The sequence below is a fragment of the Rhizobium lentis genome (assembly GCF_014200175.1).
Lineage (GTDB): Bacteria > Pseudomonadota > Alphaproteobacteria > Rhizobiales > Rhizobiaceae > Rhizobium > Rhizobium mulingense.
On record NZ_JACHBD010000006.1, the window covers coordinates 26340 to 49965 of the forward strand.

Consider the following 23626-nt stretch of genomic DNA (forward strand, 5'->3'; position numbering starts at 1 on the left):
GACCGGAACATCTTCGCTATTCTTTCATCGAATGCGTGTGTTCGTCAGGTGATAAACGCCGCATCAGCCTTAACAAATTCCTATCTTTACGCTTGGCGCAGCTCGCTTTAGGCCTTTGCTGCGCCAAGTGGACAGAGCTGCGACAAACGGACAGCACGCGCCTGGAGGAGGCTGACGGTGCCGGGGGATCGCCGAATTGCACGCGGCGCGACGAAATGACGTTCATCCGCGAAACTCGATCTTGGCTGGATCAAAACCATTGGCCGGCGAACGCCGCCACAGAGCCATGATATCGCCCTTGGGCACGGCTTTGCTGTAGAGGAAACCTTGCGCCGTCCCGCATCCGTTTGCGGCAAGGAAGGCCGCCTGTTCGGTGGTTTCGACGCCTTCCGCCACTACGCTCTGGCCGAGACAGCGCGCGATGGAGAGGATCGCCTTGACAAGTTCCTCGTTACGCTTGTCGACACTGTTGATGAAAGACCTGTCGATCTTCAGCGTGTCGATGGGAAAACGGGCAAGATAATTCAGCGCCGAATAGCCCGTGCCGAAATCATCGATGGCGATCGAAAATCCCATGCTCCGAAGCTCGGAAAGCATATGCAACGTTTCATCCTTCTGATCCAGCAACAGGCTTTCCGTGATTTCGATTTCAACCCATTCCGCGCGGCAGCCGGTCTCCTCAAGAATCTCGGCGATCGACTTTATCAATCCGGCGGATTGAAACTGCTTGACCGACAGGTTGATTGCCACCTTGTGCGGTATTCGGCCGTCGGCATTCAGCTCGGCGGCCGTCTGGCACGCCTCGCGCAGCACCCATCGGCCGAGCTCCACGATCAGCCCCGTATCTTCCGCGACCGGAATGAAGCGGACGGGGGGAACCATGCCCATCACCGGGTGACGCCATCTCAACAGGGCCTCGGATCCGATCATGGCGCCGCTGTCCAGGAGCACCTTGGGCTGGTAGTGCAGCTCCAGTTCACCCCGCTCGATGGCACGGCGCAAGTCGGATTCCAGCCGCATTCGCTCTTCGGCGCTCGCCGTCAGGTCCTTTGAATAGAATCGAAAGCTGTTTCGCCCCGAGCGTTTGGCGAGATACATTGCGGAGTCGGCGTATTTCACGAGATCGTTGACGTCGGCGCTGTCATCGGGATAGAGCGCGATGCCGACGCTGCACGAGATGAATACCTCCTTGCCATCCAGCAAAAAACCTTCCTTGAATCTCTCGAGGATCGTGCCGGCAATCCGGCCGAGGTCGTCGCCCTGACGGATATCCGGCAACAGGATCGCGAATTCATCGCCGCCGAGACGGGCGACGGTGTCGTAGTCGCGAACACTCGCTTTGAGGCGGGCCGCCGCCTGGCAGAGCAGTTCATCGCCGACGGGATGCCCCATCGTATCGTTGACCACTTTGAAATGGTCGATGTCGATCAGCGCCACGCCGGCCTGCTGACCGCGCGACACGGCCGAGGTGATCATCTGCCGCAGCCGGTCGTTGAACAGCGATCGGTTCGGCAACGAGGTCAGGGGATCGTAAAAGGCCATTTGGTGGATTTTCTGGCGCGAGACGTTTAATTCGGTAACGTCGCGCGCCACGCCGAGAACCCCGACGACGCCTCCCCCTGCATCCATGACCGGCACCTTGCGTGTTTCAAGAAGAACGGATTGCCCGTTCTCCCGGGATATGACCCATTCCTCATCGCTGAGGATGCACTCTCCAGCCTCGACAGCCGCCTTGTCCGATTTCCGAAAAGACCGGGCTCTTTCGATGTCGAACAGCTCGAAATCCGTTTTCCCGACAACGTCGGCTTCCGCCAATCCCGTCAGCCGCTCGAAGGCGTGGTTGCACAGCAGATAGACACCGTCCATGTCCTTGACCCACACCATATCGGGCATCGTCTGAAGCACGCCGAGCAACTGCATTCGCACGAGGTTGATGGCGTCCTCCGCCTGCTTCCGCTCGGTAATGTCGCGCGAGAACGCCAGGAGCGTGGTCGCGGCAGCAAGATCGGCGTTCGGCCGTCTGGCCACGGAGAGTTCGAACCACCGCATCTGACCGTTCGGCAAGCCGATGCATATGCATCGGCCGTAGGCAACGCCCTGTTTGCCGGCCTCGCGCAGCGCCTCCATTGCGATGGCGGCCTGATCGGGCGCAAGGACGTCGTTGACCGTCCTGCCGAGCAACATCTCTTTCTGCTGGGCCAGCAGTTCCGGATTTCGTGTCCAGACCTGAAGATACCGGCCGTCCTCATCCACCTCGAAGAGGACGTCGGGAATGGCGGTGATGATCCCCTCGGCGAATTCAAGCGCCTTCGTGAGATCTCGCTCCGCCCGCTTGTGCTCGGTAATGTCGACGATGGCGCCGATCACGCCGGCGGCATCGCCATCTTTTCCCGACAACACCACCTTGTTGACGACGACGTCGCGCACCGTCCCGCCCGCCGTCGTGATCTTAGTCTCGCAATGGCGGACTCCGCCTCGTTCCGAGGGAGCCTTGTCTTGCGCCAAATGCCATTCCGCCTGATGTTTCGGATTGAGATCGGCGTCAGTTTTCCCGATGATCTCCTCGCGCGCATGTCCAAGCAGGTTCTCGAAGGCCCTGTTGCAACCGAGGTAACGCCCATGCCTGTTCTTGTAGAAAACCGGAAGAGGAAAGGCGCCGAGCAAGGCTTCGAGCAGGGCTTCCCGATCGATTGCCGTGTCCTGATGCTGCTCTCCGGTTCGCCCGTGGTCATGCTCCGGCGCAGGAAGGGCCGGCTGCTGAAGCGACTGGGACAACGTCATCATGGATCTTCCTCAACCATGGGAAACAACCAGATGTCTCATTCACCCGGTCGAGAATCTTTAGCAAAGGCCGCCCAAGTCATTTGAGGGGAAATTTATGGCCTGACGATCGGATCGCAAAGGCACCGGTCCGCCGCGATCCGAGCATGTCGGCTTGGCATTGGATATTCCGGTCAGAAAATTAAGAGATCGCTGTGGTCTTCGCCAGCTCAGCAATTTTCCACGCGAAGCGGATCGGATCGGCGCATTATGGATATTCATGATTCTCGTGATCTCAAACGCTACGTCCGAAAGGTCGGGCAGGCTTTCGCGCGCATGGTGCTCGATCGCGACAACCAGGTTGCCTTCAGCCGGATCAAGGGCTCTTTGCCCGTGCTCGATCGCTGCGGCAAACTGGGATTGGAGATGATCAAGGCGCATAAGGGCGAAGTCAGCGCCCAGTCCCTGGCCATGCCGACCCAGATGTCGGAAGGTTAGATCGCCGTCGTCGGCGACTTCTTCAACATCAGGAACCTGTCGCCGCAAGAGGTTCAGAAGCGCTTGCACGATCTGCTGATCCAGCGCTGGGCGCGCGGATGGCCGGCACCGCAGCACGGCACGAGTATCCATAATTCGCAGAGATGTACAATAAGCGCAGCAAATGGCGCGCCGCCAGTCCGCTGGCGGCTGGAACTCACAAGATTTAACAAAGGCTTAAGCTTCGTTGAAACATCTTGCCATCACGATTTTCATTGCGGGCGTTTTGGTGGTTTTTTGAAGTCAGTTTTTTTATCTGCATTGGGTCGATGCTCGCACACGCTTCGCGGTCTCGGAAGGGACAGAACCGGCAATGTCGCGATCGTCGTTGCCCTCAGCTTGGTGCCGATGCTCGTCGCAGTCGGCGCGAGCTTCGACTACATCCGCAGCTACAATGTCAGGCAGAGGATGCAGAGCGACCTCGATGCAGCCCTGATCGCCGCGGTCAAACAGATCAACAATACCGAAGATACCGACGCGCTGGAACAGAAGGTCTCCGACTGGTTCCATGCACAGGTGGAAAACAGCTACGCGCTTGGCGAGATCGAGATCGATACGACCAACCATAACATAACGGCGACGGCGAGCGGCACCGTTCCGACCACCTTCATGAAGATCGCCAATATCGATACCGTTCCCGTCAGCGTCGCAAGCGCCGTAAAAGGGCCCGCCACCTCCTATCTCAACGTCTATATCGTTATCGACACCTCTCCGTCGATGCTTCTGGCGGCAACGACGGCAGGGCAGGCGGCTATGTATTCCGGCATCAAATGCCAGTTTGCCTGCCACACGGGCGATACTCACACGATCGGCAAGAAGACATACGCCAACAACTATAAGTATAGCACGGAAAAGGGCATAAAGCTGCGTGCCGATGTCGCCGGCGACGCCGTCCGCGAAGTGCTCGACATGATCGACGAATCCGACAGCAATCACGAACGGATCAAGGTCGGATTATACAGCCTCGGGGATACTCTCACGGAAGTCCTGACCCCGACGCTGAACACGGAGACGGCGCGAAACCGCCTCGCGGACGCGAACTATGGCCTGACCAGCGCGACCTCCAAGGCCGCCACCTATTTCGACGTCTCGCTTGCGACGCTCAAACAGAAAGTCGGCACCGGAGGGGATGGAACTTCCTCGGGTTCGCCGCTCAAGCTGGTTCTGTTGTTGACCGACGGCGTCCAGTCGCAACGCGAATGGGTAACCGACAAGGTAAACACGAATAGGACGTATGGGGCCTATTGGAATAAGGTAGCGCCTCTCAACCCTGATTGGTGCGGCTATCTGAAAGACCAATCCGACACGATGGCGGTGCTCTACACCGAATATCTGCCGATCACGTCGGACTGGGGTTACAACGCCACCGTCGGCTCGACCATGACGAGCGCCAACTGGAAGAACACCTGGGGCGGCACCATGGACAGCGACGTCTCAAGCAGCATCACCAGACGAGACTATATCCCCTATGCGCTTGCCGACTGCGCATCGTCCAAGAGCCTGTTCATATCGGCATCGTCGTCGACGGAAATTACGGCAGGGCTTTCGGCGCTCTTCACCCAATATCTCTCTTCCGTCCGGCTGACTCAATGAAACACGGAAAAAGATTGGCATCGCTTCGCCGCCTGCTCGGCGATCGTGAGGGGGTGGCTGCGATCGAATTCGCAATCCTCGCCCTGCCGCTCTTCATCATGTTGTTCGGCATCATCGAAGTGTCACTGATGTTCTTCGTCAACTCTGCGCTGGATGCTTCGGTTCACAAAATTTCCCGAATGATCCGTACCGGCGAAGTTGCATCGTCGAAGATCACGCTCGCCAGCTTCAAAGCAAAAATTTGCGACGATATGCTTTTGTCATTCAACTGCTCCAGCGATCTCGTGGTCAAAGTGAACGTGCTTTCCGACCTGTCGGCGGCGGCCAGCACCGACCCGATCGACAATAGCGGCAATCTTGCCGTCACCGAGACCTTCGATGTCGGCAAGGGCAGCGATTACATTCTGGTTCAGACCTTCCTGCCCTGGGACCCCGTCGTCAATTTCCTCACCCTGTCGAGCGCCAAGCTTTCCGACGGTCGCTATCTTCTTGGCTCGTCCGTCTTGTTCCGCAATGAGCCCTTCTGACATGATCAAGAAACGAAGCCTTTTCCTTTTCCGCTTCGCTCGATCTCGCCTACATCGTCTGGCGCAAGAGCGGACGGCCGCGTCCGGCGTCGAATTCGCGCTGGTGCTGCCGATCCTGGTAATGCTGCTGTTCGGCACCGTCGACCTCGGCCATGCGCTGACGGTCAGCCGCAAGATCGACGAAATCGCCTCGACGACCGGAGATCTGATCGGACAGCAGAGTTCCTGGACGAGGTCCGATGTTACCAAGCTTCTTTCCGGCGCCAGCTTCATTCTGCAGCCCTATGATACGAGCGGGCTTACGATCACCGTCGCGGTGAACGATATCAGCAAAGGCGGCAACCCCACCGTCAACTGGTCTGCGGCGTTCAACACCTCGGCGCTGAATTCCGGTACGGCGAGCACAATCGACATCCCCTCGCAGATCCAGGATGCCGGCGTCCAGGTCGTGCTGACCCGCGTGCAATACAGATTGACCACCCCGGTCTCGGCGTTTTTCTCAAATTTCACCGGACAGAACGGCTACAGCTTCGACCATCATTTCTTCAATCGCCCGCGCGTCAGCGACACGATCAGTTACAAATAGCCTGCTGCCTGTCGTGATCGGCGACCTATGGCAATCAGACCGGTTGTCGCCGGACCGACAATGGCCCATACATCGCCTGACCGGCGGTTTGCCCCCACAGCAACGCAACCGATGATCGTGAATGCAAACTCCGGTTTATTCGGAAAGCCAGATGATGCCGTAGGGATTGAACTTGAATTCGTCCACCTCATAGGTGGAATTGAAGGAGAGGCTGGCGTGGCGCTTCTTCAGCGTCGGATCCAGGCCATGCCCGGCGATCTCGTCGGCGACCTGGTCGATGATGGCAACGATCTGCCTTTCGCTGCCCATAGCCTCCGGCACACAGACATCAGGCAACCCGACGAGATGGAAACCGACGCTCTCCAGATATCCCCGCGCCGAGAGCGGCCGCTTGGCGAATGCGAGCCGACCGATGCGCTGCTGGGCGAGCGGATCTGCCGCTTTCACCGCCTCCGCACCTTGGCCGATCAGCGCTCTCCATCGATCGAGGCCATGGGCGATGCCGGCGCTTTCGCCTTTGACCGCCACCGCTCCCGCCGTGATCAGTCGCTCGACGAGGCGCAGCGCCGTCATCGACACCTTTACCGTCTCCGCCTGCGCCATGCTCGGCCCGAGCACATAGAGGACGGATTGATGATCGGCGACGGCTCTCTCATCCGCCTCGTTCCATACATCGGCCTCGACCCGATCCCAGCAGACATCGAACGATCGGCTCATCCGATCATCCGGCTCTGCCTGCGAATACTCCTCGTCGACGCTGAATCCATCGGCGAAGTCCCGAACAGCTTGCGCTGCTGCCTCGGACAAGCGGCTGAGGTCGCGATCCTTCCCGAGGAAACACAGAACATGCCGGGGCGTCACCGAGGAGGCTTCCTCCCGCATCGCCGTTTCCGCGCTCGCTTCCACGGCCAAAGACGGTCTCCAGCCGATCATGGTCCACAAGGACCCCAGCAGCGCGCGACGCAGGATATGCAAGATCGATGCCTCCGTTCGGACGAATGTTTACAGCTTGGGCTTGTAAACATATAGCGTCCAGAACGAAAGCGGGATCATCGCCGCAGGCGATGCGTCGGGTGCGCGGGCAGCGCCCGCAGGGCGGACGTCATCAGTTCGAGGCATTGGGCATTTTTCTTTTTCCTGCGCGCGCAGCGCGCGGTTCCACTCGTCAGCTTTAGCGTTTCTGTTGTTTTTTGTCGGCCGCGTGTCGTCTGACGATGACATGTCAACAGCGTGTCGACAAAGTGAAGCGGAAAAATTACATTGCCGACACGCTGTTTTTCTGGCCCGATGGCACCGGTCCGGAGAAAGGGACCTAAGTGTCTGATGAAACGGAAGTCCTGTCGCTCGCCCTGCCGCCCGGCCAGCTTCTCGACGAGATGACGCTTGCCGAACGTTTCGACATGTCGCGCTCGCCGGTGCGCGAAGCGCTGATCCGGCTCGGTGCCGACGGGCTGGTGGTGACGCTTTCCAACCGCAGCACGATCGTCGCGCCGATCGAAGTGGCGACCTTTCCGATATATGTCGAGGCGCTCGACATCGCGCAGCGGATGAATACGCGACTTGCCGCGGCACTCAGGACGGAAGCCGATCTGAAGATCATCACCAGACGGCTGAAGTCGTTTGAGGCAGCGGCAAGACAGGCAATCACCTCGCCATGTCGGAAGCCAACAAGGAGTTCCACATGGCAATCGCACATGCCGGAAAATCAGTATCTGGCCTCGTTCTACGAGAAGCTTTTGTCGCAGGGCCAGCGCATGCTGCACCTGCATTTCGAATATCTGGAGCGGACGCACGAAGGCTATCTGCTGACCGACGAGCACACGCTGATGCTCGACGCCATCAGGGAGAAGAACGTGGATCTGGCCGACGAGCTCGCCCACGCCCATACGCGCCAGTTCCAGGATATTTTCATCAACTTCATGCGCGAGAACTACACGACGGATGTCGCGCTGGGACCGCTGCGGGCTGCGGAGTAACGACGTGATGATCAACAGCATTGGATTCGTCGGCACCGGCGCGATCACCGAAGCGATGGTTCGCGGGCTGCTGGCCGCACCGGCCTACGCCTCCGAGATCCACGTATCGCCGCGGAGCGCGCACATTGCCGCGACATTGGCCCAGGAGTTTTCCGCCGTCAGGATTGCCGGGGACAACCAGACTGTCGTCGATCGCAGCGACATGGTGTTCCTGGCGATCCGGCCGCAGATCGCCGAGGAGGTCGTACGGGCGCTTTCGTTCAGAACCGGCCAGGTGGTCGTCAGCCTCGTTGCGGCGACCGAGCGCCAGGCTCTTCTCGATTGGATCGGCGCCGACGTGCACCTCGTCCAGGCCATCCCCCTGCCCTTCGTCGCGCAGCGCCAGGGCGTCACCGCCATTCTCCCGCCCGATGCCGCCGTCGCGGCGCTGTTCGACACGCTCGGAACCGCCGTCCAGTGCCAGTCGAAAAAGGAATACGATCTTCTCGCGGCGGCGAGCGCAATGATGTCGACCTATTTCGGCATCATGGAAACCGTAGCCGTCTGGCTGGAAAAAAGCGGCCTGGAAAGGCCGAAAGCAAATGCTTACATCGCGACGCTTTTCGCAAGCCTGGCGCAGAAGGCCAACAGCCCAGGCACCGAGCCGTTCAGCGCGCTAAGCCGCGAATTCGCCACCAAGGGCGGATTGAACGAGCAGGTTCTTTCCGACGTCGACAAGAAGGGCGGCCTTGCTGCGCTGACCGCAGCGCTCGATGGCGTGCTCGCCCGCATCGAGGGCCGCGGCAGCTAAAGCGCATGCACCCCAGGCGAAAATCCCTTACCGTCCTTTTCACAGTCGCCGCGATTTCGGGCCAGACGATTTGGGCGCGCGCCGAAGCGGTGGAGCAACCGACCATTTCCGCCATCATCCTCTCCGTCTCACCACGGACCGTCCGCTGGGCCGCCGTCCACAAGGCTCCCGATCCCGGGGAAGACGACCCCTATTACCACGTCGAGGTGGTCGAGAAGGACGCACGCCGCCGTGGCAATTCAAACGGCTTGCCATCCATGTCGCGGTCACGGCCGATGCGTTGAACAGGAGCCGCTCGCGACAAAAAGCCAGGACCTATCTTTACAAGGACCAGAACTGGCGCGCGCAGTCTCGCCCACAGCGGGAGGCGGGTGTTTGCCGCACGACCACCCTCGAATGCGTCGGCCTCGCCGGCAAAGGTGGCTGATTCCGCTCCACCTACAAAAATTCGCGGTTGCAAAAATCGAAGAAATGCAATTTAGCTCTGGTAATGAGTCAGAAAACTACTCTTGCTAGAAAAAATATCCTTGCCCGGCCGCCGGCGGCGGGGTGGCCGAATTTCTCCGGCCTGCCGGCTCCGGCCAATCCCGATCGCGTCACCCCCAATTAGCTGAGCTGACGAACCGTGACGTCCCGGCCGCTCTGCGAGCAGAGCGCGGCGGGGCATATTCCATGAATTTCGCCGCATCACCTTTCAACACAAGGACATCTCCATGAAGCCTATGCGCAGTTTCCACCTAATGATGGCAAGCACCGCGTTCCTGACGCTGGCCGGCCCGGCGCTTGCCCTCGACGGCGCGGATATGATGAAGAAGCTCAGCGCCGCAACCAATGCCGGCGGCACGGTCATCACCTTCGAGAAAGCCGAAGTCGACGGCGACACGGTGACGGCAACAGGCGTCCAGGTGGGATTTGCGAACCTGCCCGGCGACAGGCTGAAGATCGGCGACCTCACCTTCGCGGGCGTCGAGGAAAAGGAAGGCGGCGGCTATTACGCCAAGACCCTTTCCTTCCCGGATGTCGATATCAGCCAGGAGGGAGGGCGCTTTTCAGCCAAGGATATTCTATTCACCGGCCTGACGATTCCCGCCAATGCGACTGGCGAGACACTCGACGACATCCTCCTCTATGAAACCGCCAGCACCGGGCCGATCGCCCTCAACATCAAGGGCAAGGACGTGTTTGCGATCGAAGGCGTCGAGGCAAACATGGGGCGCGAGGACGGCAGCTTTGCCTACGACGCCAATGTCGCCGGTTTCAAGGCCGACCTGTCGCAAGTCGAGGACGCGGCTGCGAAGGAGGCCATCGAGAAGCTGGGACTGGCGACGCTCGACGGCACCATGACGATGAAGGGAAGCTGGGAAGTCGAAAGCGGCAAGGTTGTCCTCGACGAATATGCTTTCGATTTCAAGAATGTCGGCCGGCTGAACTTCGCCGTCGACTTCTCCGGTTATACGCTCGGCTTCATCAAGTCGCTGCAGGAGGCGGTCAAGACAGCCGAAGCCAATCCGAACAAGGAAGAGGCCAACCAGGCCGTCGGACTTGCGATGCTGGGCCTGATGCAGCAGCTGACGTTCAACAGCGCCTCGATCCGCTTCGACGACGCCTCGATCACCAAAAAGGCGCTCAACTATGCCGGCGCGAAACAGGGCGTCACGGGCGACGAACTGGCACAATCGCTGAAGGCGCTGGTTCCGATGATGATGGCGCAACTCAACATGCCGGAACTGCAAAACCAGATATCGGCGGCCCTCAACACCTATCTCGACGGGCCGAAGAGCCTGACGATCAGCGCCGCTCCGGAAAAGCCCGTTCCCGTGCCGATGATTGTCGGCGCTGCCATGGGTGCGCCGAACACCATTCCTACGGTACTCGGCGTCAAGGTATCGGCGAACGACTAAGTCAAGATCAACTGCCGAAGGCGGATCCTTCCCGATCCGCCTTCGGGTTCCTCTTTCCGAAACTACTGCGCGCATTTTCTGGCGTCGCGTTAAAACGTCGGCGGCGTGCAGGCGCTGATCACCTCGCAGGGCACCGGTCCGACGCAGCGGAACCGATGTGGGCGCCGGCTTTCGAAATAATAAGCGTCGCCCGGTCCAAGGATACGCCGCTCGTCGTCGACAGTGACCTCGAGTCTTCCCGAGAGCACGATCCCGCCCTCCTCCCCTTCGTGAACAAGGGGAATTTTTCCGGTGTCGGCACCCGGTTGGTAGCATTCCTTCAGGATCTGCAGGCTGCGCCCGAACAGGGTTTCGCCGACCTGCTTGTAGGAAATGGCGCCCTTGCCGATCTCCACCAGCTCCTCGGCGGCGTAGAAGGCCTTTTTCGGACGCTCCGGTTCGAAGGCGAAGAATTCCGCCAGCCCGATCGGAATGCCGTCCAGAATTCGCTTCAGAGCGCCGACCGAAGGATTGGAAGCGTTCGATTCGATCAGCGAGATCGTCGAGTTCGGCACACCGGTGCGTTTGGCGAGCTCACGCTGGGAAAGCTTGTGGGCGAGGCGCAGGTGACGAAGGCGGCTGCCGATGTCGACTGACATGATGGATCCGTTTGCATTGTCCAGAATATCCTAAAACCTATCTCCTTATCTGTTTCATTTCAATAAGTTGCGACCGCGAAGAAAAAGACTTGTTTGAAGGATAGAAATTGCCATTCTCCAGGCGATTTCAAAGGAGGCCTAGGATGGACCAGATCAGCAAGACGAATGCGCCCGTACTCGAAAATTTCTGGATGCCGTTCACCGCCAACCGGCAATTCAAGGCCGCGCCGCGCCTGCTGGCCGCTGCCGAAGGAATGTATTACACTGACGTCGATGGAAACCGGGTGCTGGACGGCACGGCCGGGCTCTGGTGCTGCAACGCCGGCCACGGCCGCAGGAAGATCGCCCAGGCGGTCGAGCGGCAGCTTGCCACGCTCGACTATGCGCCGACCTTCCAGATGGGGCATCCGATTGCCTTCGACTTCGCCGCAAAACTCGCCGCCAACGCACCGGGCGGGGCTGACGCCAAGCTCGACCGGGTCTTCTTCACCGGCTCGGGCTCGGAATCGGTCGACACGGCTCTGAAGATCGCCATCGCCTACCAGCGCGCAATCGGCCAGGGTACGCGCACGCGCATCATCGGCCGCGAAAAAGGCTATCACGGGGTCGGCTTCGGCGGCATTTCCGTTGGCGGTCTCGTCAATAATCGCCGGGTCTTCCCGCAGATTCCGGCCGATCACATGCGCCATACGCTCGATATCGAGCGCAACGCGTTTTCGAAGGGGCTGCCCGCTCACGGCGTCGAACTGGCGGATGATCTCGAGCGCCTGGTGCAACTGCACGGCGCCGAAACCATCGCAGCCGTCATCGTCGAGCCGATGTCGGGATCGGCCGGTGTTGTCCTGCCGCCGAAGGGATATCTGGAGAAGCTGCGCGCCACTGCCGACAAGTACGGCATCCTGCTGATTTTTGATGAGGTCATCACCGGCTTCGGTCGTCTCGGCACGCCTTTCGCGGTGGATTACTTCGGCGTCGTACCCGATCTCGTCACCACGGCGAAGGGCCTCACCAACGGCGCCGTTCCCATGGGCGCGGTCTTTGCCAGCCGCAAGGTCTATGACGGGCTGATGGTCGGACCGGAAAATGCGATCGAGCTCTTCCACGGCTATACCTATTCCGGCCACCCGGTCGCCTGCGCCGCCGGGCTCGCCACACTCGAAATTTACGAGGAGGAAAGCCTGCTGACGCGCGCAGCCGAGCTGGCCGACTATTGGCAAGACGCCCTCCACTCTCTGAAGGGCCTGGCGCACGTCACCGACATCCGCAACCTCGGACTGGTCGGCGCAATTGAACTGGCGCCCCGAGATGGCGTTCCCGGAACGCGGGCCTACGACGTCTTCGTCGACTGCTTCAACAAGGGACTGCTGATCCGCGTGACCGGCGACATCATCGCGCTGTCTCCACCGCTGATCATCGAGAAGGGCCAGATCGACACGCTCGTTTCGGCGCTTACCGATGCCCTGAAACGCGCAGCCTAGATCTGCATCCCAGGCACCATCCCGTTGGCGATCGGACACCCGGTCGCCGATGGAGCCATCCGGCCGCCGAGGCGGAGTTCAGCGCTTCAGGGTCTGCGAGGGCAGCTCACCGAAACGCTTCCTGTATTCGGCGGCAAAACGCCCAAGATGGGTAAATCCCCATCTGAGCGCGATATCGGCGACGGCCTGCTTCGCACCGGATTCGAGCAGGTCACGACGGGCAGCGACCATCCGGATTTCATGGAGGTAGGCGATCGGAGTGGTATTCCTGAACTGCCGGAAGCCCTGCTGCAAAGACCGAATGCTGACCTTGGCTGCCGTCGCGATCTCGTTGAGCGAGATCGGTTCGGCGATGTGTGCGTGCATGAAATCGATGGCCCATTTCACATGGCGTGGAGCCGGCGCCGGTGCAGGAAGCGTCAGCTCGTTCGAGTAGCGATGCGGAAAGTTCTCGAGAAGCAGATAGACCGTCGCGTCGCAGAGCGCGCTGACGGCCAGCGGCGACTCCTGCAGCAGCCCGCCCCCGCCAAGTCCGCGATGCAGGTTCGTAACGAGTTGTTGCAACAACAGCCCCGCGCCAGCCGTCAGATCGATATGGGGATGAAAATCGGCGTCACCAGTTATCATTCGTTCGAACATATGCGTGAGGTGCGCGTTGATCCTCGCCTGATCGACGAACAAGCCGAGATGGCGGCGACGGCCAAGCAGGCGGGCGCCGGTGGCGCGACCCGCTCCCAGGATGGCGCCGCGCCCCGGAACGGAATGGATCGGTTCCTGCCCGGCATTGAAGACCGCATCTCCCTCCACCGGCAGGAATATGATCACTTTGCCGCTCGGCGCCTCCCGCCTGAGCGAGATCGCGCCCTCATAGGCGCAATCGGCTATTGCCAGATCTCCGGCCGAGACGAAATTGCAGCAATAGGCGATGGAGGCATTGGCTTGCGCCGCAACCTTGATCGGAGAGGTCGAGGTCGACAATATTTCCGAGAGGGCATCCGGGTCCGTTCCGCTGTATGCCGTTTCCGAAAAGATCGGGCTCTGCGCCGCCGGATGATGGAGGAAGCCACCAGCGGCATGTACCTCGAAATTAACGGACATTAACGACCTCGAATTTAATTCCTACGAGTAATAGTCGATTCCCGCAGATAAACACTTCTCTTTTGCGTTCTCTTAGTGGGATTTCAGGCGTAGCGGCTGATCGCAAGATCCCGCGCGTCGATCTCAGGCGTGCGGGCGCCGACGAGGTCACTGATGAGTCTTGCCGAGCCGGTGCTCATGGTCCAGCCGAGCGTGCCGTGACCGGTATTGAGAAAGAGGCCGACGATCTTCGTCGGACCGATGACCGGCGTGCCATCAGGAGTCATCGGGCGCAGACCCGACCAGAAGGAAGCCTTGGACACATCGCCGCCGGGAAAGAGATCGGTGACGGAATGTTCCAGCGTGCCGCGGCGGGCGAGGCCGAGATCGTTGGTATAGCCTGATATCTCGGCCATGCCGCCGACGCGGATGCGGTCGCCAAGCCGGGTGATGGCGATCTTGTAGGTTTCGTCCATGACGGTCGATTCCGGCGCGCGCGACGTGTCGGTGATCGGGATGGTGAGCGAATAGCCCTTGACCGGATAGACCGGCAGGCTAATGCCGAACGGCTTGAGCAGCAGCGGCGAATAGCTGCCGAGCGCAACCACCACCGCGTCCGCGCTCATCCGTTCGCGCTCGCGATCGGTGACGATCCCGCGCACCCGGCCGGCTTCGACGTCCAGGGCCTTGATCGTCGTGCCATAGGCGAAGCGGACGCCGAGCGCCTCGGCTTTGGCGGCCAGCGCATTGGTGAATTTGAAACAGTCGCCGGTTTCGTCCTTCGGCGTCAGAAGGCCGCCGACGATCTTGTCGCGCACATGTCTCAGCGCCGGTTCGACACGAATGCAGCCGTCCTGGTCCAGCACCTCATAGGGGATTCCGTCTGCAGCCAGCGCCTTGACGTCCTTGGCCGAGGCCTCGAGCTGCTGCGGCGTGCGAAACAGCTGCAGGGTTCCCTGCATGCGTTCGTCATAGGCAATGCCGGTCTCCGTGCGAAGCTCGGCGAGCGCGATGCGGCTGTAATCGGCAAGGCGCAGCATGCGGCTCTTGTTGATCGCATAGCGCTCGGAGGTGCAGTTGGACAGCATCCTCGTCATCCAGGCGAGCATGGCCATGTCGAATTTCGGGCGCAGGATGAGCGGCGCATGCTTCATGAACAGCCATTTCATAGCCTTCACGGGAATGCCGGGAGCTGCCCAGGGCGAGCAATAACCGAAGGAGACCTCGCCGGCATTGGCAAAGCTCGTCTCCAACGCCGGCCCGGATTGCCGGTCGACGACGGTCACCTCATGACCTGATTTGGCCAGCTGATAGGCGGATGTGACGCCGACGATGCCGGCACCCAGAACGATGACTTTCATGATTTCCTCAAGAACAAGGCAGGCCGGCTTCAGCAATAGTGCCTGTCGTAACGATCGCCCAGACCGGTTAGTATTTCGTAAGATATTGTTCCGGCATCGCTCGCCACGTCTTCAAGCGTCTGGTTGGGGCCGAGCACTTCGACAAGGCTGCCGAGGCTCAGCGCCCCTTCGGGCAAGGCCGTGATATCGACGGTCGCGCTGTCCATCGACACGCGCCCGACGATCGGCAGACGGATGCCCTTGTGAAAAACGGCGCCGGAGTCGCCGAGACTGCGCGGCAGGCCGTCGGCGTAGCCGGCGGCAATGGTGGCAAGGCGGGTCTCGCTGCGCGTCACATGCGCGCCGCCATAACCGATCTTGGCGCCTGAAGGTACTGTGCGCGTCTGTACGACGGCGACGTCCAGCCTGACGACCGGTTCCATCGGGTTCGTGCCGCCGGCATTCGGTGCGCCGCCATAAAGGGCGATGCCCGGGCGGGCGAGCACGCCATGATAGGCATCGCCGAGGAACACGCCGCCGGAATTGGCGAAGGAGATGTCGAAGCCCGGAAATTCATCGGCAATGCGCGCCATCTCGGCAAACTGTTCGCCGTTCTGCCTGCTCTCCAGGTCGTCGGCGCAGGCTAAGTGGCTCATGATGAACAGGATTTCGACATTGGCGCCGTCGCGAAGGGCTGCCGCCAATTCGGCTCGCTCTTCCTCGGGAAAGCCGAGCCGCGACATGCCGGTATCAAATTGCAGAACGGCCGGCAGGCAGCGCTTCAGCCGGCGCGCGGTCGCCGACCATTGCCGCCATTGCGCGAGCGAATTGAGAACCGGAACGATGCCGCTTTCTGCGCAGGCGACCTCGTTGCCGGGCTGCAAGCCGTTCAGCACGAATATCTGGGCACTCTCAGCAAGGGCCGGCCGCAGCCTCACTGCCTCGACGAACTGGGCAACGAAGAAATGCCTGCAGCCCTGATCGTGGAGCGTTTGGGCGACCCGTTCGGCACCGAGGCCATAAGCGTCGGCCTTGACGACGGCTCCCGCGCGCACCGGCGCCAGCATCGATGCAAGCTTCGAATAATTGCGGCCGAGTGCCGCAAGATCGATCGTCAGATAGCCCGTGGCTCCCTGCGTGATCGTAGCGGTGCGTGCGCGGGAAACCAAAGTATCGCTATCCATGTCCACCCCATCTCGATATCAGAAGTTTATGAAATAATGAGCGAAATTGCCGGTGATTTTGTCGTTGGTTATTGCGAATTTCGCATACTATTCGCATAATCAACGAAGATGTGAAGGAAACCATCATGCCCGCCCTCGATACGGTCGATCGCAATATCCTCAGGCTGTTGCGCCTTGACGCGCGTATCAGCAACGCCAAACTCGCCGCCGAGATCGGCCTTTCGCCGTCGGCCTGTCTCAGACGCATCAAGATCATGGAAAAATCAGGCGTCATCCGTGGTTATACGGCGCTGGTGGACACCGGCAATGCCGATGAGATGATTGCCGTGATCATCAACATTACCCTCGAGCGGCAGACGGAGGACCATCTCGACCGTTTCGAGGCGGCGGTCCGCCGGCATCCGGAGATCCGCGAATGTTTTTTGATGACGGGCGGCTCCGACTACCTCCTGCGCGTCGAGGTTGCCAGTGCGGGCGAGTTCGAACGCATCCACAAGGAGATCCTGTCGACCCTGCCCGGCGTCCTCAGGATCCATTCCAGCTTCTCGATCCGCAACGTTCTGGCAACACGCACCAGGGGCCGGCGCTGAACCGCGGTCCCCAGTCCCCACGCTCATATCAATTCAAGAGCCGTGGCCTTGGCGACCGCTTCGCTTGTCGTGGCGACAGTCAGCTTCCGGCGTGCCGAGGCGAGATAGAGCTGCACCGCACTCACCGAAATGGCCAGTCGGGCACAGATCTGCTTTGCCATTAGGCCGCTGGCCGTCATTTCAAGACATTGCAGTTCGCGGCGCGACAATTGCGGAAAATCCGCAATCTCCCTCATGCCCGACAGCACCATGGCCCTGTCATGCAGATGGTGGGCGAGAAACTGGAGGTCGCGCATGCTGTCCATGCGGAACTGCCGCCAGTAGGCATCGGGATGATTGGAGGTCACGGTAAACAGCGATCGCTCCCCCTGAGGTCCCCGCACCGGCAGGGTAACGCCTTGCCGGCCGACACCGAAAGCCATCGCCTCCTTGAAGAAACCATAGGCTCGGCCTGAATCCCATTTTGATGCGGCCATTCCACGGGCAGGAAGCCGCGCCGGCCGAGACGCACGACAGGGTCGATGCTGAAATAGTCTCGGTCACGATATTGTTTCACCCACTCGGGCGGGTAGGTCAGCATCAGTAATGGATTGCTGTCCGCCATCCCCGAGGAGCGGTTCACATGCAAAACCATGTGCGATATCGCATAGATGTGGCGGACTTCGTCCAGCGTCGTTTCCAGATCCTGCATGATTCAATCTAACCAGGAAAGGCTCGAGATGTGAGCTTCCAATAGGTTGCCCACTCGGCCGGCAGGCGATGAACTGCCGTCGCTTGATCGCTTCGACGTTATCGACCGGCCCCGATAACCTCGGCCCGCTCGCAATCGAATATTTCCTGCTCCAAACGCGCCGACAGGTCGGCAAACGACTGCGGCCGTCCGAACGCATAACCCTGGAGAGTGTGGACGCCGAGAGCGGCAAGCACGTTGGCATGCTCGAGCGTTTCGACGCCTTCCGCAATGACCTCCATATCCAGCGCCCTCGCTATGTCGACCAATGAGCCGACCAGCCGGCGGCTAGGCACCGATTGCAAAATCGGCGTCACAAGCTGGCGATCGATCTTGACGCGATCCGGCCTCAGCTCGAGGAGGCCCAACAGGGAGGCGTGACCCGAGCCGAGGTCGTCGATCTCGATGTCGATGCCGAGAGACTTGATCGCCTGGATGTTCTGCCGCACCTGATCACTCAGGCTGTCCAGGAAGATCGTCTCTATCAGCTCGAAGCTCAACCGGCCGGGCGGGATGTCATAGCCGGTGAGCTTCGCCGTCAGCTCGGGATCGTCGAGACGATCGGCGGAAAGATTGACGGACACCCGGATGCCCTCCAGCGGGGAAGCGGCGGATTTCATGTCCGACAGAACAGCCTTCAGAACGACATCGTCAAGCTCTGCGACCAATCCATTCGACGAGGCGATGGACAGGAAATCCGCCGGGGCGAGAACTCCTCGGGCGGGATGATGCCAACGCGCCAGAGCTTCGACACCGTTCACCCGGAAAGATCTGGCGTCGACTTGCACCTGGTAGAATGGGCGGATCTGGCCGAGCGTCAGCCCGGACCGTAGATCCTGGGCGAGCTGCCTTTCGTTCGCAAGCGTCGAAGCCATTTCGTCGGAAAAAATCTCGGCCCGATTCCGGCCGTTGCGTTTGGCATGGTACAGCGCCAGATCAGATTGGGAGAGCAGCCTGGCGAAATCGGCGCTCATGGCGCTTGCAACGCCGATCGAACACCGCACGATGAGCGTCTGATCTCCGACAGGAAGCGGGCTGTCCAGACGTCTCTGAATATGATCGAGCACCGCAGTAATCCTGTCACACTCATCCTCGGTGATGACGACAGCGAACTCATCGCCGCCGAGCCGTGCCGCCACGTCACCAGCGGAAATGGCCTCCAGCAGGGTTTTGCTGACGTGACAGAGAACGAGGTCGCCAACCGCATGTCCGAAGCGGTCGTTGATCTCCTTGAAATGGTCCACGTCTATATGAAGAAGCGCAACCTTGACGTTCTCCTGCCTGGCAAGTTCGGACAGGGCGAAATCGAAGCTGCGCCGATTCAACAGGCCGGTGAGGTGATCGTGATCGGCAGCGAACCGCGCCTCGGCCCGGCTTCTCTCCAGTTCCTTGTTGAGAAGCACGTCGTCCGTCACATCCCATTCGGCGCCGACAAAGCATGGGTCGCCGGCCGCATCGATGAAATAACGAGCACGCGAACGTAGATAGCGGGTCGCTCCATCAGGCCGAATAATGCGAAACTCGGATGCATAATCCGATCTGGTTTCAATCGCGCGCAAAAATATTTCGTTTGCCGCCACCAGGTCGTCGGGGTGGATACTGTCGAGCCAGATGACATCGAGCGGCGCTTTCGAAACGCCATAGATCGATTTGAGCTGTTCGTCCCATCGCGTCTGGTTTTTTGCGATGTTGTGCTGCCAGATCCCTACCCCGGACGCTTCAAGGGCCAATCCAAGCTGGCGAAGCAGGTTCTCAAGCTCGACATTTGTCCTGGATAGTTTGTTGCTCAAGGCGATCTCGCTATTTCGTTCGCCTGAATGTCGCATTGAACATTTTAAAGAATGCTAATCGAGAGTAGCCCGTCGGCGCCGACCAATCGCAGATCGATCATTTCGAACAAGGGTCGAGTTTGCTGACAAGCCACCCGCAAGCGCAAGCACACTGTCTACTCGACCGAAGCCGAAGCATTCGACCCGTCAGTCGGAATCTTTCCGACTGACGCAAAGCTGACCACGGCGGCAAGTTTACCTCTGCATCGCGGGCCGCAGAGCGACCACCTGCGACGGCATGCCGCTTTCCAAGGCGCGCGTGTTGTACGGGGCATTCACTGGGCCTCTGTCACCATCCAATTGGAACTGATTGACCAACTCGCGCAGGCGGCTTGCTTCGGAGGCTAGCGAAGAGGCGGCGGCCGTCGACTGCTCGACCATTGCCGCATTCTGCTGGGTTGCCTGATCCATGTGATTGATGGCCGTGTTAATCTCGGAAAGCCCGGTCGCCTGCTCGCGCGCCGAGGTGGCGATCGCGTCCATGGCTCGGTTGATCTCGGCGACGCGTTCGCCGATCGATTTCAGTGACGTCCCGGTTTCGAGAACAAGTTTGACCCCGTGTTCGACTTCGGTCGATGACTTCTGAATAAGGCCTTTGATTTCCTTGGCCGCCTGCGCGGCTCGTTGCGCGAGTTCGCGGACTTCTTGTGCGACCACCGCAAAACCCTTTCCTGCCTCACCGGCTCGTGCCGCCTCGACACCGGCGTTGAGCGCCAGCAGGTTCGTCTGGAAAGCGATTTCGTCGATGACCCCAATAATGTTGGAAATCTGCTGCGAACTGTCCTCGATCCGTCGCATGGCCTGCTCCGCCTCCGACACGATGGTGGCCGAGCGCTGGGCACTGACATTGGCTTCCACAGAGATATTGCGCGCCTCCTCGGTGCGTTTCGTCGCCATCGCGACATTCGAGGTAATCTCGTCCAGCGCGGCGGCGGTCTCCTCGAGTGAAGCGGCCTGTTGTTCCGTGCGCTTCGACAGGTCCTGGGCACCGGACGCTATTTCACCGGTGCCATTGTCTATGCTGTGTACCGTCTGGAGCACGGCGCCGATCGTCGCGCCCAATTGCTGCAGGGAAGTATTGAAATCGTCGCGTAATGCTTCGTATTCAGCGGCAAATCGTTCCGAGAGCTGGAAGGATATATCGCCCGCAGCAAGGCGCCGGAGGCCCCCGCCCAAGGTCGTGGTTGCAAAGCGCAGCTGCTCGGCTTCGCGTTCGGCACGCTGCTGGGCTGCGGCCCGCGCCGCCTCGCTCTCACTGCGGGATTCGGCAGCTTCCTTCTCAAGCCTGACAACATTGAGAGCATTCTGGCGAAACACTTCAACTGCGCCGGCCATTTCACCGATTTCGTCCGCGCGGCCGGCATAAGGAATATCGCTGTCGAGATCTCCAGCCGACAACCGCTTCATGGCGGACGCCGTATTGCGGATCGGATTAGCAATGCCGGAAATTGCAAAGACGATCCCGGCGACGGCAACCAGCAAGGCGAGAGAGGCGATCGCGGCCGTCATGATGAAAGCGGAATTCGCGGACGCATCGCTTGCCGCTACGAAGCTTTCGGTCTGGCTGAGAATGAATGCCACCAGATCCGTCACCCCCCTGTTCACCAGCTCGGCCTGCGGCTCCATCTTCTCCTTGAAAAGCCGGACGGCCTCGGCCGTCTTGCCGCCATCTTCGAGCGCTGTCATTTGCTCCGCCAGTGCGCGGTATTTGTCGAGTTCGGGCTTTATCTGATTGATCAGCTGGCGCCCGCGCTCGGTGCGCACGTCCTTTTCGTATTCGCCAACAACCGTCTCGAGCCCCGATGAAGCGGCCGCGATCGCCTGCTTTCCGGTTTTGTCGTTTTCCACCGTGTCTTCGAGCAAATACCGGGCGTGGGCAAGTTTCAGATCAAGAAAGTTGGCTTTGATTTCACGCGCCGTCACCAGCCGATGTACCCAGAAGGTACCGACCTGTTCCGCATTTGCGCGAAGCGAAGAAATGGTGTCCAGCGAGACGTAGGACAGACCAAGTATGAACATGCTGATAATGGACAGGTTTAGGATGAGGGCTTGCTTGATACTCGGGCGCTTCATGCGGGTCTCCTCTTGGGACGGTCGCTGCCGGTTAATGCCAAACCTCCCATCGGATTCGATAATTTAGTATTAACTAAACGAGGAGAGTCGCTTGGTTTTCAAAATCTCTGGTGGGCGCAATTACTTCCGCGATCAATTCGAAGTCGCCTCGACTAAAAGTTACTGGAAAATAAGCAGAATTACGACTTTGCCGGACGCCAAATCAGTGCGCGGCGGGGTGCCCCAGACTGTCACTGCGTTGCGATTCGTCAGACCCCCCCCAACATGAGAATGGTCGTTTGATGCCTTCGGCCGTCGACCGCGCGGGTGGAGCCTTCGATTGGATCCGGGGCTTAATTCGCGTGGCTCCATTATGTGCGCTGCACAAATTTGGCGCTCCGCGCGTGCGCTCCGCATTCGCATTCGCACAAATCATGATCACATTCTACTTGTGCACAAAAAACAATCACTCCTGAAATTTCTGATTTTGTTGTTTTGGTTCCTGCTGTTACTTGCCTTCCTTCGAATTGGCACGCTGGTTGCAAGTTCCCCAACGCCCGGTCAACGGCGACTGAGGCAGAGAGGCGCGGCATAGGCGCCGACTTCGACACCGACGTCGCAAGGTTTTTGCTGTCCGGGATCTCCCATCCCGAACGCAGATGCCGGCGGCGTTTTTTTGCGTCCGAATTCACCAAGCAGAGGGGAACCTGCAGATGAAAAAGATTTCGACGACTGGGATTTCGACAAGCGGCATCACCCGCCGCAGCATCCTCAAGACGACTGCGGCGGCCGCCCTGATCGGCGCCGTCAAGACTGCCTTTCCCTCCGGCGCCTTCGCCGCCGGGACGGGTCCTGAAGTAAAGGGCGTCAAGCTCGGCTTTATTGCCCTGACGGACTCTGCGCCGCTGATCGTCGCCAAGGAGAAAGGCCTTTTCGACAAGCACGGCCTTCCGGAAACGGATGTCGCCAAGCAGGCATCCTGGGGTGCGACCCGCGATAATCTGGTGCTCGGCGGTGCGGCCAACGGCATTGATGGGGCCCACATCCTTTCGCCGCTCCCCTACCTCATGCAGACCGGCAAGGTGACGCAGAACAACAAGCCGGTGCCAATGGCGATTCTCGCCCGGCTCAATCTCGACAGCCAGGGCATTTCCGTCGCCAAGGAATATGCCGAAACTGGCGTGCAGCTCGATGCTTCCAAGCTGAAGGCTGCCTTTGAGAAAAAGAAGGCGGAAGGCAAGGAGATCAAGGCCGCGATGACCTTCCCCGGCGGCACCCACGACCTCTGGATCCGTTACTGGCTCGCCGCCGGCGGCATTGATCCGAACAAGGATGTTTCCACAATCGTTGTGCCGCCGCCGCAGATGGTGGCCAACATGAAGGTCGGCAACATGGACGTCTTCTGTGTGGGCGAGCCGTGGAACGAGCAGCTCGTCAACCAGGGCATCGGCTTCACCGCGGCGACCACCGGCGAACTCTGGAAGGGCCATCCCGAAAAGGCGCTCGGCCTGCGCGCCGACTGGATCGAGAAGAACCCCAATGCTGCCAAGGCCCTGCTGATGGCCGTCATGGAGGCGCAGCAATGGTGCGAAAGCATGGAGAACAAGGCCGAGATGGCCGAGATCCTCGGCAAGCGCCAATGGTTCAACGTTCCGACCAAGGACGTGCTCGGCCGCCTCAAGGGCGACATCAACTACGGCAACGGCCGCGAGGCCAAGGCCACCGACCTCTATATGAAATTCTGGAAGGATGGCGCCTCCTATCCGTTCAAGAGCCACGACACCTGGTTCATGACGGAAAATATCCGCTGGGGAAATCTGCCTGGTACAACCGACATCAAGGCTCTGGTCAACCAGGTGAATCGCGAGGACATCTGGCGGGAAGCCGCCAAGGATTTGGGTGTCGCCGCAGCCGACATTCCCGCATCCCCGTCGCGCGGCAAGGAGACCTTCTTCGACGGCAAGGTCTTCGATCCTGAAAATCCCTCCGCCTATCTCGACAGCCTTTCGATTAAGGCCGTCTCCTGATCTCGCCTCCG

Annotated in this window: 18 protein-coding genes and 3 pseudogenes; 12 read left to right on the forward strand and 9 right to left on the reverse strand. The window is 60.0% G+C overall.

The genetic code is table 11. The annotated features are described in order from the left end of the window. Nucleotides 1-222 precede the first annotated feature (222 nt). The gene (locus GGI60_RS15235; protein WP_409527268.1) at nucleotides 223-2781 is read right to left on the reverse strand and encodes an EAL domain-containing protein; all 2559 of its coding nucleotides are present in this window, start codon (nucleotides 2779-2781) and stop codon (nucleotides 223-225) included. A 300-nt stretch (nucleotides 2782-3081) separates the two neighbouring features. Between GGI60_RS15235 and GGI60_RS32045 the strand changes: the two are divergent. The 4 genes and pseudogenes from GGI60_RS32045 to GGI60_RS15255 all read left to right on the forward strand — a co-directional run. Further along, nucleotides 3082-3345: pseudogene (locus GGI60_RS32045) on the forward strand (carbohydrate ABC transporter substrate-binding protein); the annotation flags it as partial. A gap of 189 nt (nucleotides 3346-3534) precedes the next feature. Next, nucleotides 3535-4890 carry a TadE/TadG family type IV pilus assembly protein gene (locus GGI60_RS15245; protein WP_246720421.1) on the forward strand — a complete coding sequence of 452 codons (1356 nt, stop codon included), beginning with the start codon at nucleotides 3535-3537 and terminating at the stop codon, nucleotides 4888-4890. After that, the gene (locus GGI60_RS15250; protein ID WP_183934486.1) at nucleotides 4887-5417 is read left to right on the forward strand and encodes a TadE/TadG family type IV pilus assembly protein; all 531 of its coding nucleotides are present in this window, start codon (nucleotides 4887-4889) and stop codon (nucleotides 5415-5417) included. The genes GGI60_RS15245 and GGI60_RS15250 overlap by 4 nt, the downstream gene beginning before the upstream one ends. 1 nt (nucleotide 5418) lies before the next feature. Further along, complete coding sequence (locus tag GGI60_RS15255; RefSeq protein WP_183934487.1) at nucleotides 5419-6003, forward strand: TadE/TadG family type IV pilus assembly protein; 585 nt, start codon at nucleotides 5419-5421, stop codon at nucleotides 6001-6003. Between the two features lie 135 nt (nucleotides 6004-6138). On the opposite strand, the gene GGI60_RS15260 is transcribed toward GGI60_RS15255, so the two are convergent. Then, nucleotides 6139-6978, reverse strand: coding sequence for a hypothetical protein (locus GGI60_RS15260; RefSeq protein ID WP_183934488.1), 840 nt, complete (start codon nucleotides 6976-6978; stop codon nucleotides 6139-6141). 341 nt (nucleotides 6979-7319) lie between these two features. Between GGI60_RS15260 and GGI60_RS15265 the strand changes: the two are divergent. The 5 genes and pseudogenes from GGI60_RS15265 to GGI60_RS15280 all read left to right on the forward strand — a co-directional run bounded on the left by GGI60_RS15265 (nucleotide 7320) and on the right by GGI60_RS15280 (nucleotide 10670). Then, a pseudogene (locus GGI60_RS15265) lies at nucleotides 7320-7979 on the forward strand (GntR family transcriptional regulator). Nucleotides 7980-7983: 4 nt separating this feature from the next. After that, complete coding sequence (locus tag GGI60_RS15270; protein WP_183934489.1) at nucleotides 7984-8769, forward strand: pyrroline-5-carboxylate reductase; 786 nt, start codon at nucleotides 7984-7986, stop codon at nucleotides 8767-8769. Nucleotides 8770-8774: 5 nt separating this feature from the next. Continuing rightward, a complete protein-coding gene (locus GGI60_RS15275; protein ID WP_281414456.1) occupies nucleotides 8775-9053 on the forward strand; it encodes a DUF5086 family protein in 279 nt (92 codons plus the stop codon). Continuing rightward, nucleotides 9050-9196: a hypothetical protein gene (locus GGI60_RS32490; protein ID WP_281414457.1), complete on the forward strand. Its 147-nt coding sequence runs from the start codon at nucleotides 9050-9052 to the stop codon at nucleotides 9194-9196. Before GGI60_RS15275 ends, GGI60_RS32490 begins: the two co-directional genes overlap by 4 nt. Nucleotides 9197-9482: 286 nt before the next feature. Beyond that, nucleotides 9483-10670, forward strand: coding sequence for a hypothetical protein (locus GGI60_RS15280; RefSeq protein ID WP_183934490.1), 1188 nt, complete (start codon nucleotides 9483-9485; stop codon nucleotides 10668-10670). An 89-nt stretch (nucleotides 10671-10759) separates the two neighbouring features. Here the strand turns inward: GGI60_RS15280 and GGI60_RS15285 are convergent, their stop codons facing one another. Beyond that, nucleotides 10760-11308, reverse strand: a complete 549-nt coding sequence (locus GGI60_RS15285) for a cupin domain-containing protein (protein WP_085862028.1) — start codon at nucleotides 11306-11308, stop codon at nucleotides 10760-10762. Between the two features lie 143 nt (nucleotides 11309-11451). On the opposite strand from GGI60_RS15285, the gene GGI60_RS15290 reads away from it, so the two are divergent. Then, entirely contained in the window at nucleotides 11452-12786 is a 1335-nt protein-coding gene (locus GGI60_RS15290) for an aspartate aminotransferase family protein (protein ID WP_183934491.1), read from the forward strand. 78 nt (nucleotides 12787-12864) lie between these two features. Here GGI60_RS15290 and GGI60_RS15295 read toward each other — a convergent pair whose 3' ends face one another. The 3 genes from GGI60_RS15295 to alr form a co-directional block, all read right to left on the reverse strand. Next, nucleotides 12865-13884, reverse strand: coding sequence for an AraC family transcriptional regulator (locus GGI60_RS15295; RefSeq protein WP_183934492.1), 1020 nt, complete (start codon nucleotides 13882-13884; stop codon nucleotides 12865-12867). A gap of 83 nt (nucleotides 13885-13967) precedes the next feature. After that, nucleotides 13968-15224 carry a D-amino acid dehydrogenase gene (locus GGI60_RS15300; RefSeq protein ID WP_183934493.1) on the reverse strand — a complete coding sequence of 419 codons (1257 nt, stop codon included), beginning with the start codon at nucleotides 15222-15224 and terminating at the stop codon, nucleotides 13968-13970. Between the two features lie 29 nt (nucleotides 15225-15253). After that, nucleotides 15254-16387, reverse strand: a complete 1134-nt coding sequence (alr, locus tag GGI60_RS15305; protein WP_183934494.1) for an alanine racemase — start codon at nucleotides 16385-16387, stop codon at nucleotides 15254-15256. 125 nt (nucleotides 16388-16512) lie between these two features. On the opposite strand from alr, the gene GGI60_RS15310 reads away from it, so the two are divergent. Further along, nucleotides 16513-16977: an Lrp/AsnC family transcriptional regulator gene (locus tag GGI60_RS15310; protein ID WP_183934495.1), complete on the forward strand. Its 465-nt coding sequence runs from the start codon at nucleotides 16513-16515 to the stop codon at nucleotides 16975-16977. A 23-nt stretch (nucleotides 16978-17000) separates the two neighbouring features. Here the strand turns inward: GGI60_RS15310 and GGI60_RS15315 are convergent. The 3 genes and pseudogenes from GGI60_RS15315 to GGI60_RS15325 form a co-directional block, all read right to left on the reverse strand. After that, a pseudogene (locus tag GGI60_RS15315) lies at nucleotides 17001-17668 on the reverse strand (helix-turn-helix transcriptional regulator). A 98-nt stretch (nucleotides 17669-17766) separates the two neighbouring features. Continuing rightward, nucleotides 17767-19497 carry a putative bifunctional diguanylate cyclase/phosphodiesterase gene (locus GGI60_RS15320; RefSeq protein WP_409527265.1) on the reverse strand — a complete coding sequence of 577 codons (1731 nt, stop codon included), beginning with the start codon at nucleotides 19495-19497 and terminating at the stop codon, nucleotides 17767-17769. Nucleotides 19498-19731: 234 nt separating this feature from the next. Further along, entirely contained in the window at nucleotides 19732-21609 is a 1878-nt protein-coding gene (locus GGI60_RS15325) for a methyl-accepting chemotaxis protein (protein ID WP_183934497.1), read from the reverse strand. A 692-nt stretch (nucleotides 21610-22301) separates the two neighbouring features. On the opposite strand from GGI60_RS15325, the gene GGI60_RS15330 reads away from it, so the two are divergent. Beyond that, nucleotides 22302-23615 (forward strand): CmpA/NrtA family ABC transporter substrate-binding protein, encoded by a 1314-nt coding sequence (locus tag GGI60_RS15330; protein ID WP_183934498.1) that lies wholly within the window; start codon nucleotides 22302-22304, stop codon nucleotides 23613-23615. The last annotated feature ends 11 nt before the right edge of the window (nucleotides 23616-23626 follow it).

Coding starts and splice junctions, on each gene's coding strand:
- GGI60_RS15235 (WP_409527268.1), bottom strand. CDS start 2,781: ATGACGTTGTCCCAGTCGCTTCAGCAGCCGGCCCTTCCTGCGCCGGAG.
- GGI60_RS15250 (WP_183934486.1), top strand. CDS start 4,887: ATGAAACACGGAAAAAGATTGGCATCGCTTCGCCGCCTGCTCGGCGAT.
- GGI60_RS15255 (WP_183934487.1), top strand. CDS start 5,419: ATGATCAAGAAACGAAGCCTTTTCCTTTTCCGCTTCGCTCGATCTCGC.
- GGI60_RS15275 (WP_281414456.1), top strand. CDS start 8,775: ATGCACCCCAGGCGAAAATCCCTTACCGTCCTTTTCACAGTCGCCGCG.
- GGI60_RS15280 (WP_183934490.1), top strand. CDS start 9,483: ATGAAGCCTATGCGCAGTTTCCACCTAATGATGGCAAGCACCGCGTTC.
- GGI60_RS15285 (WP_085862028.1), bottom strand. CDS start 11,308: ATGTCAGTCGACATCGGCAGCCGCCTTCGTCACCTGCGCCTCGCCCAC.
- GGI60_RS15290 (WP_183934491.1), top strand. CDS start 11,452: ATGGACCAGATCAGCAAGACGAATGCGCCCGTACTCGAAAATTTCTGG.
- GGI60_RS15295 (WP_183934492.1), bottom strand. CDS start 13,884: ATGTCCGTTAATTTCGAGGTACATGCCGCTGGTGGCTTCCTCCATCAT.
- GGI60_RS15300 (WP_183934493.1), bottom strand. CDS start 15,224: ATGAAAGTCATCGTTCTGGGTGCCGGCATCGTCGGCGTCACATCCGCC.
- alr (WP_183934494.1), bottom strand. CDS start 16,387: ATGGATAGCGATACTTTGGTTTCCCGCGCACGCACCGCTACGATCACG.
- GGI60_RS15310 (WP_183934495.1), top strand. CDS start 16,513: ATGCCCGCCCTCGATACGGTCGATCGCAATATCCTCAGGCTGTTGCGC.
- GGI60_RS15325 (WP_183934497.1), bottom strand. CDS start 21,609: ATGAAGCGCCCGAGTATCAAGCAAGCCCTCATCCTAAACCTGTCCATT.
- GGI60_RS15330 (WP_183934498.1), top strand. CDS start 22,302: ATGAAAAAGATTTCGACGACTGGGATTTCGACAAGCGGCATCACCCGC.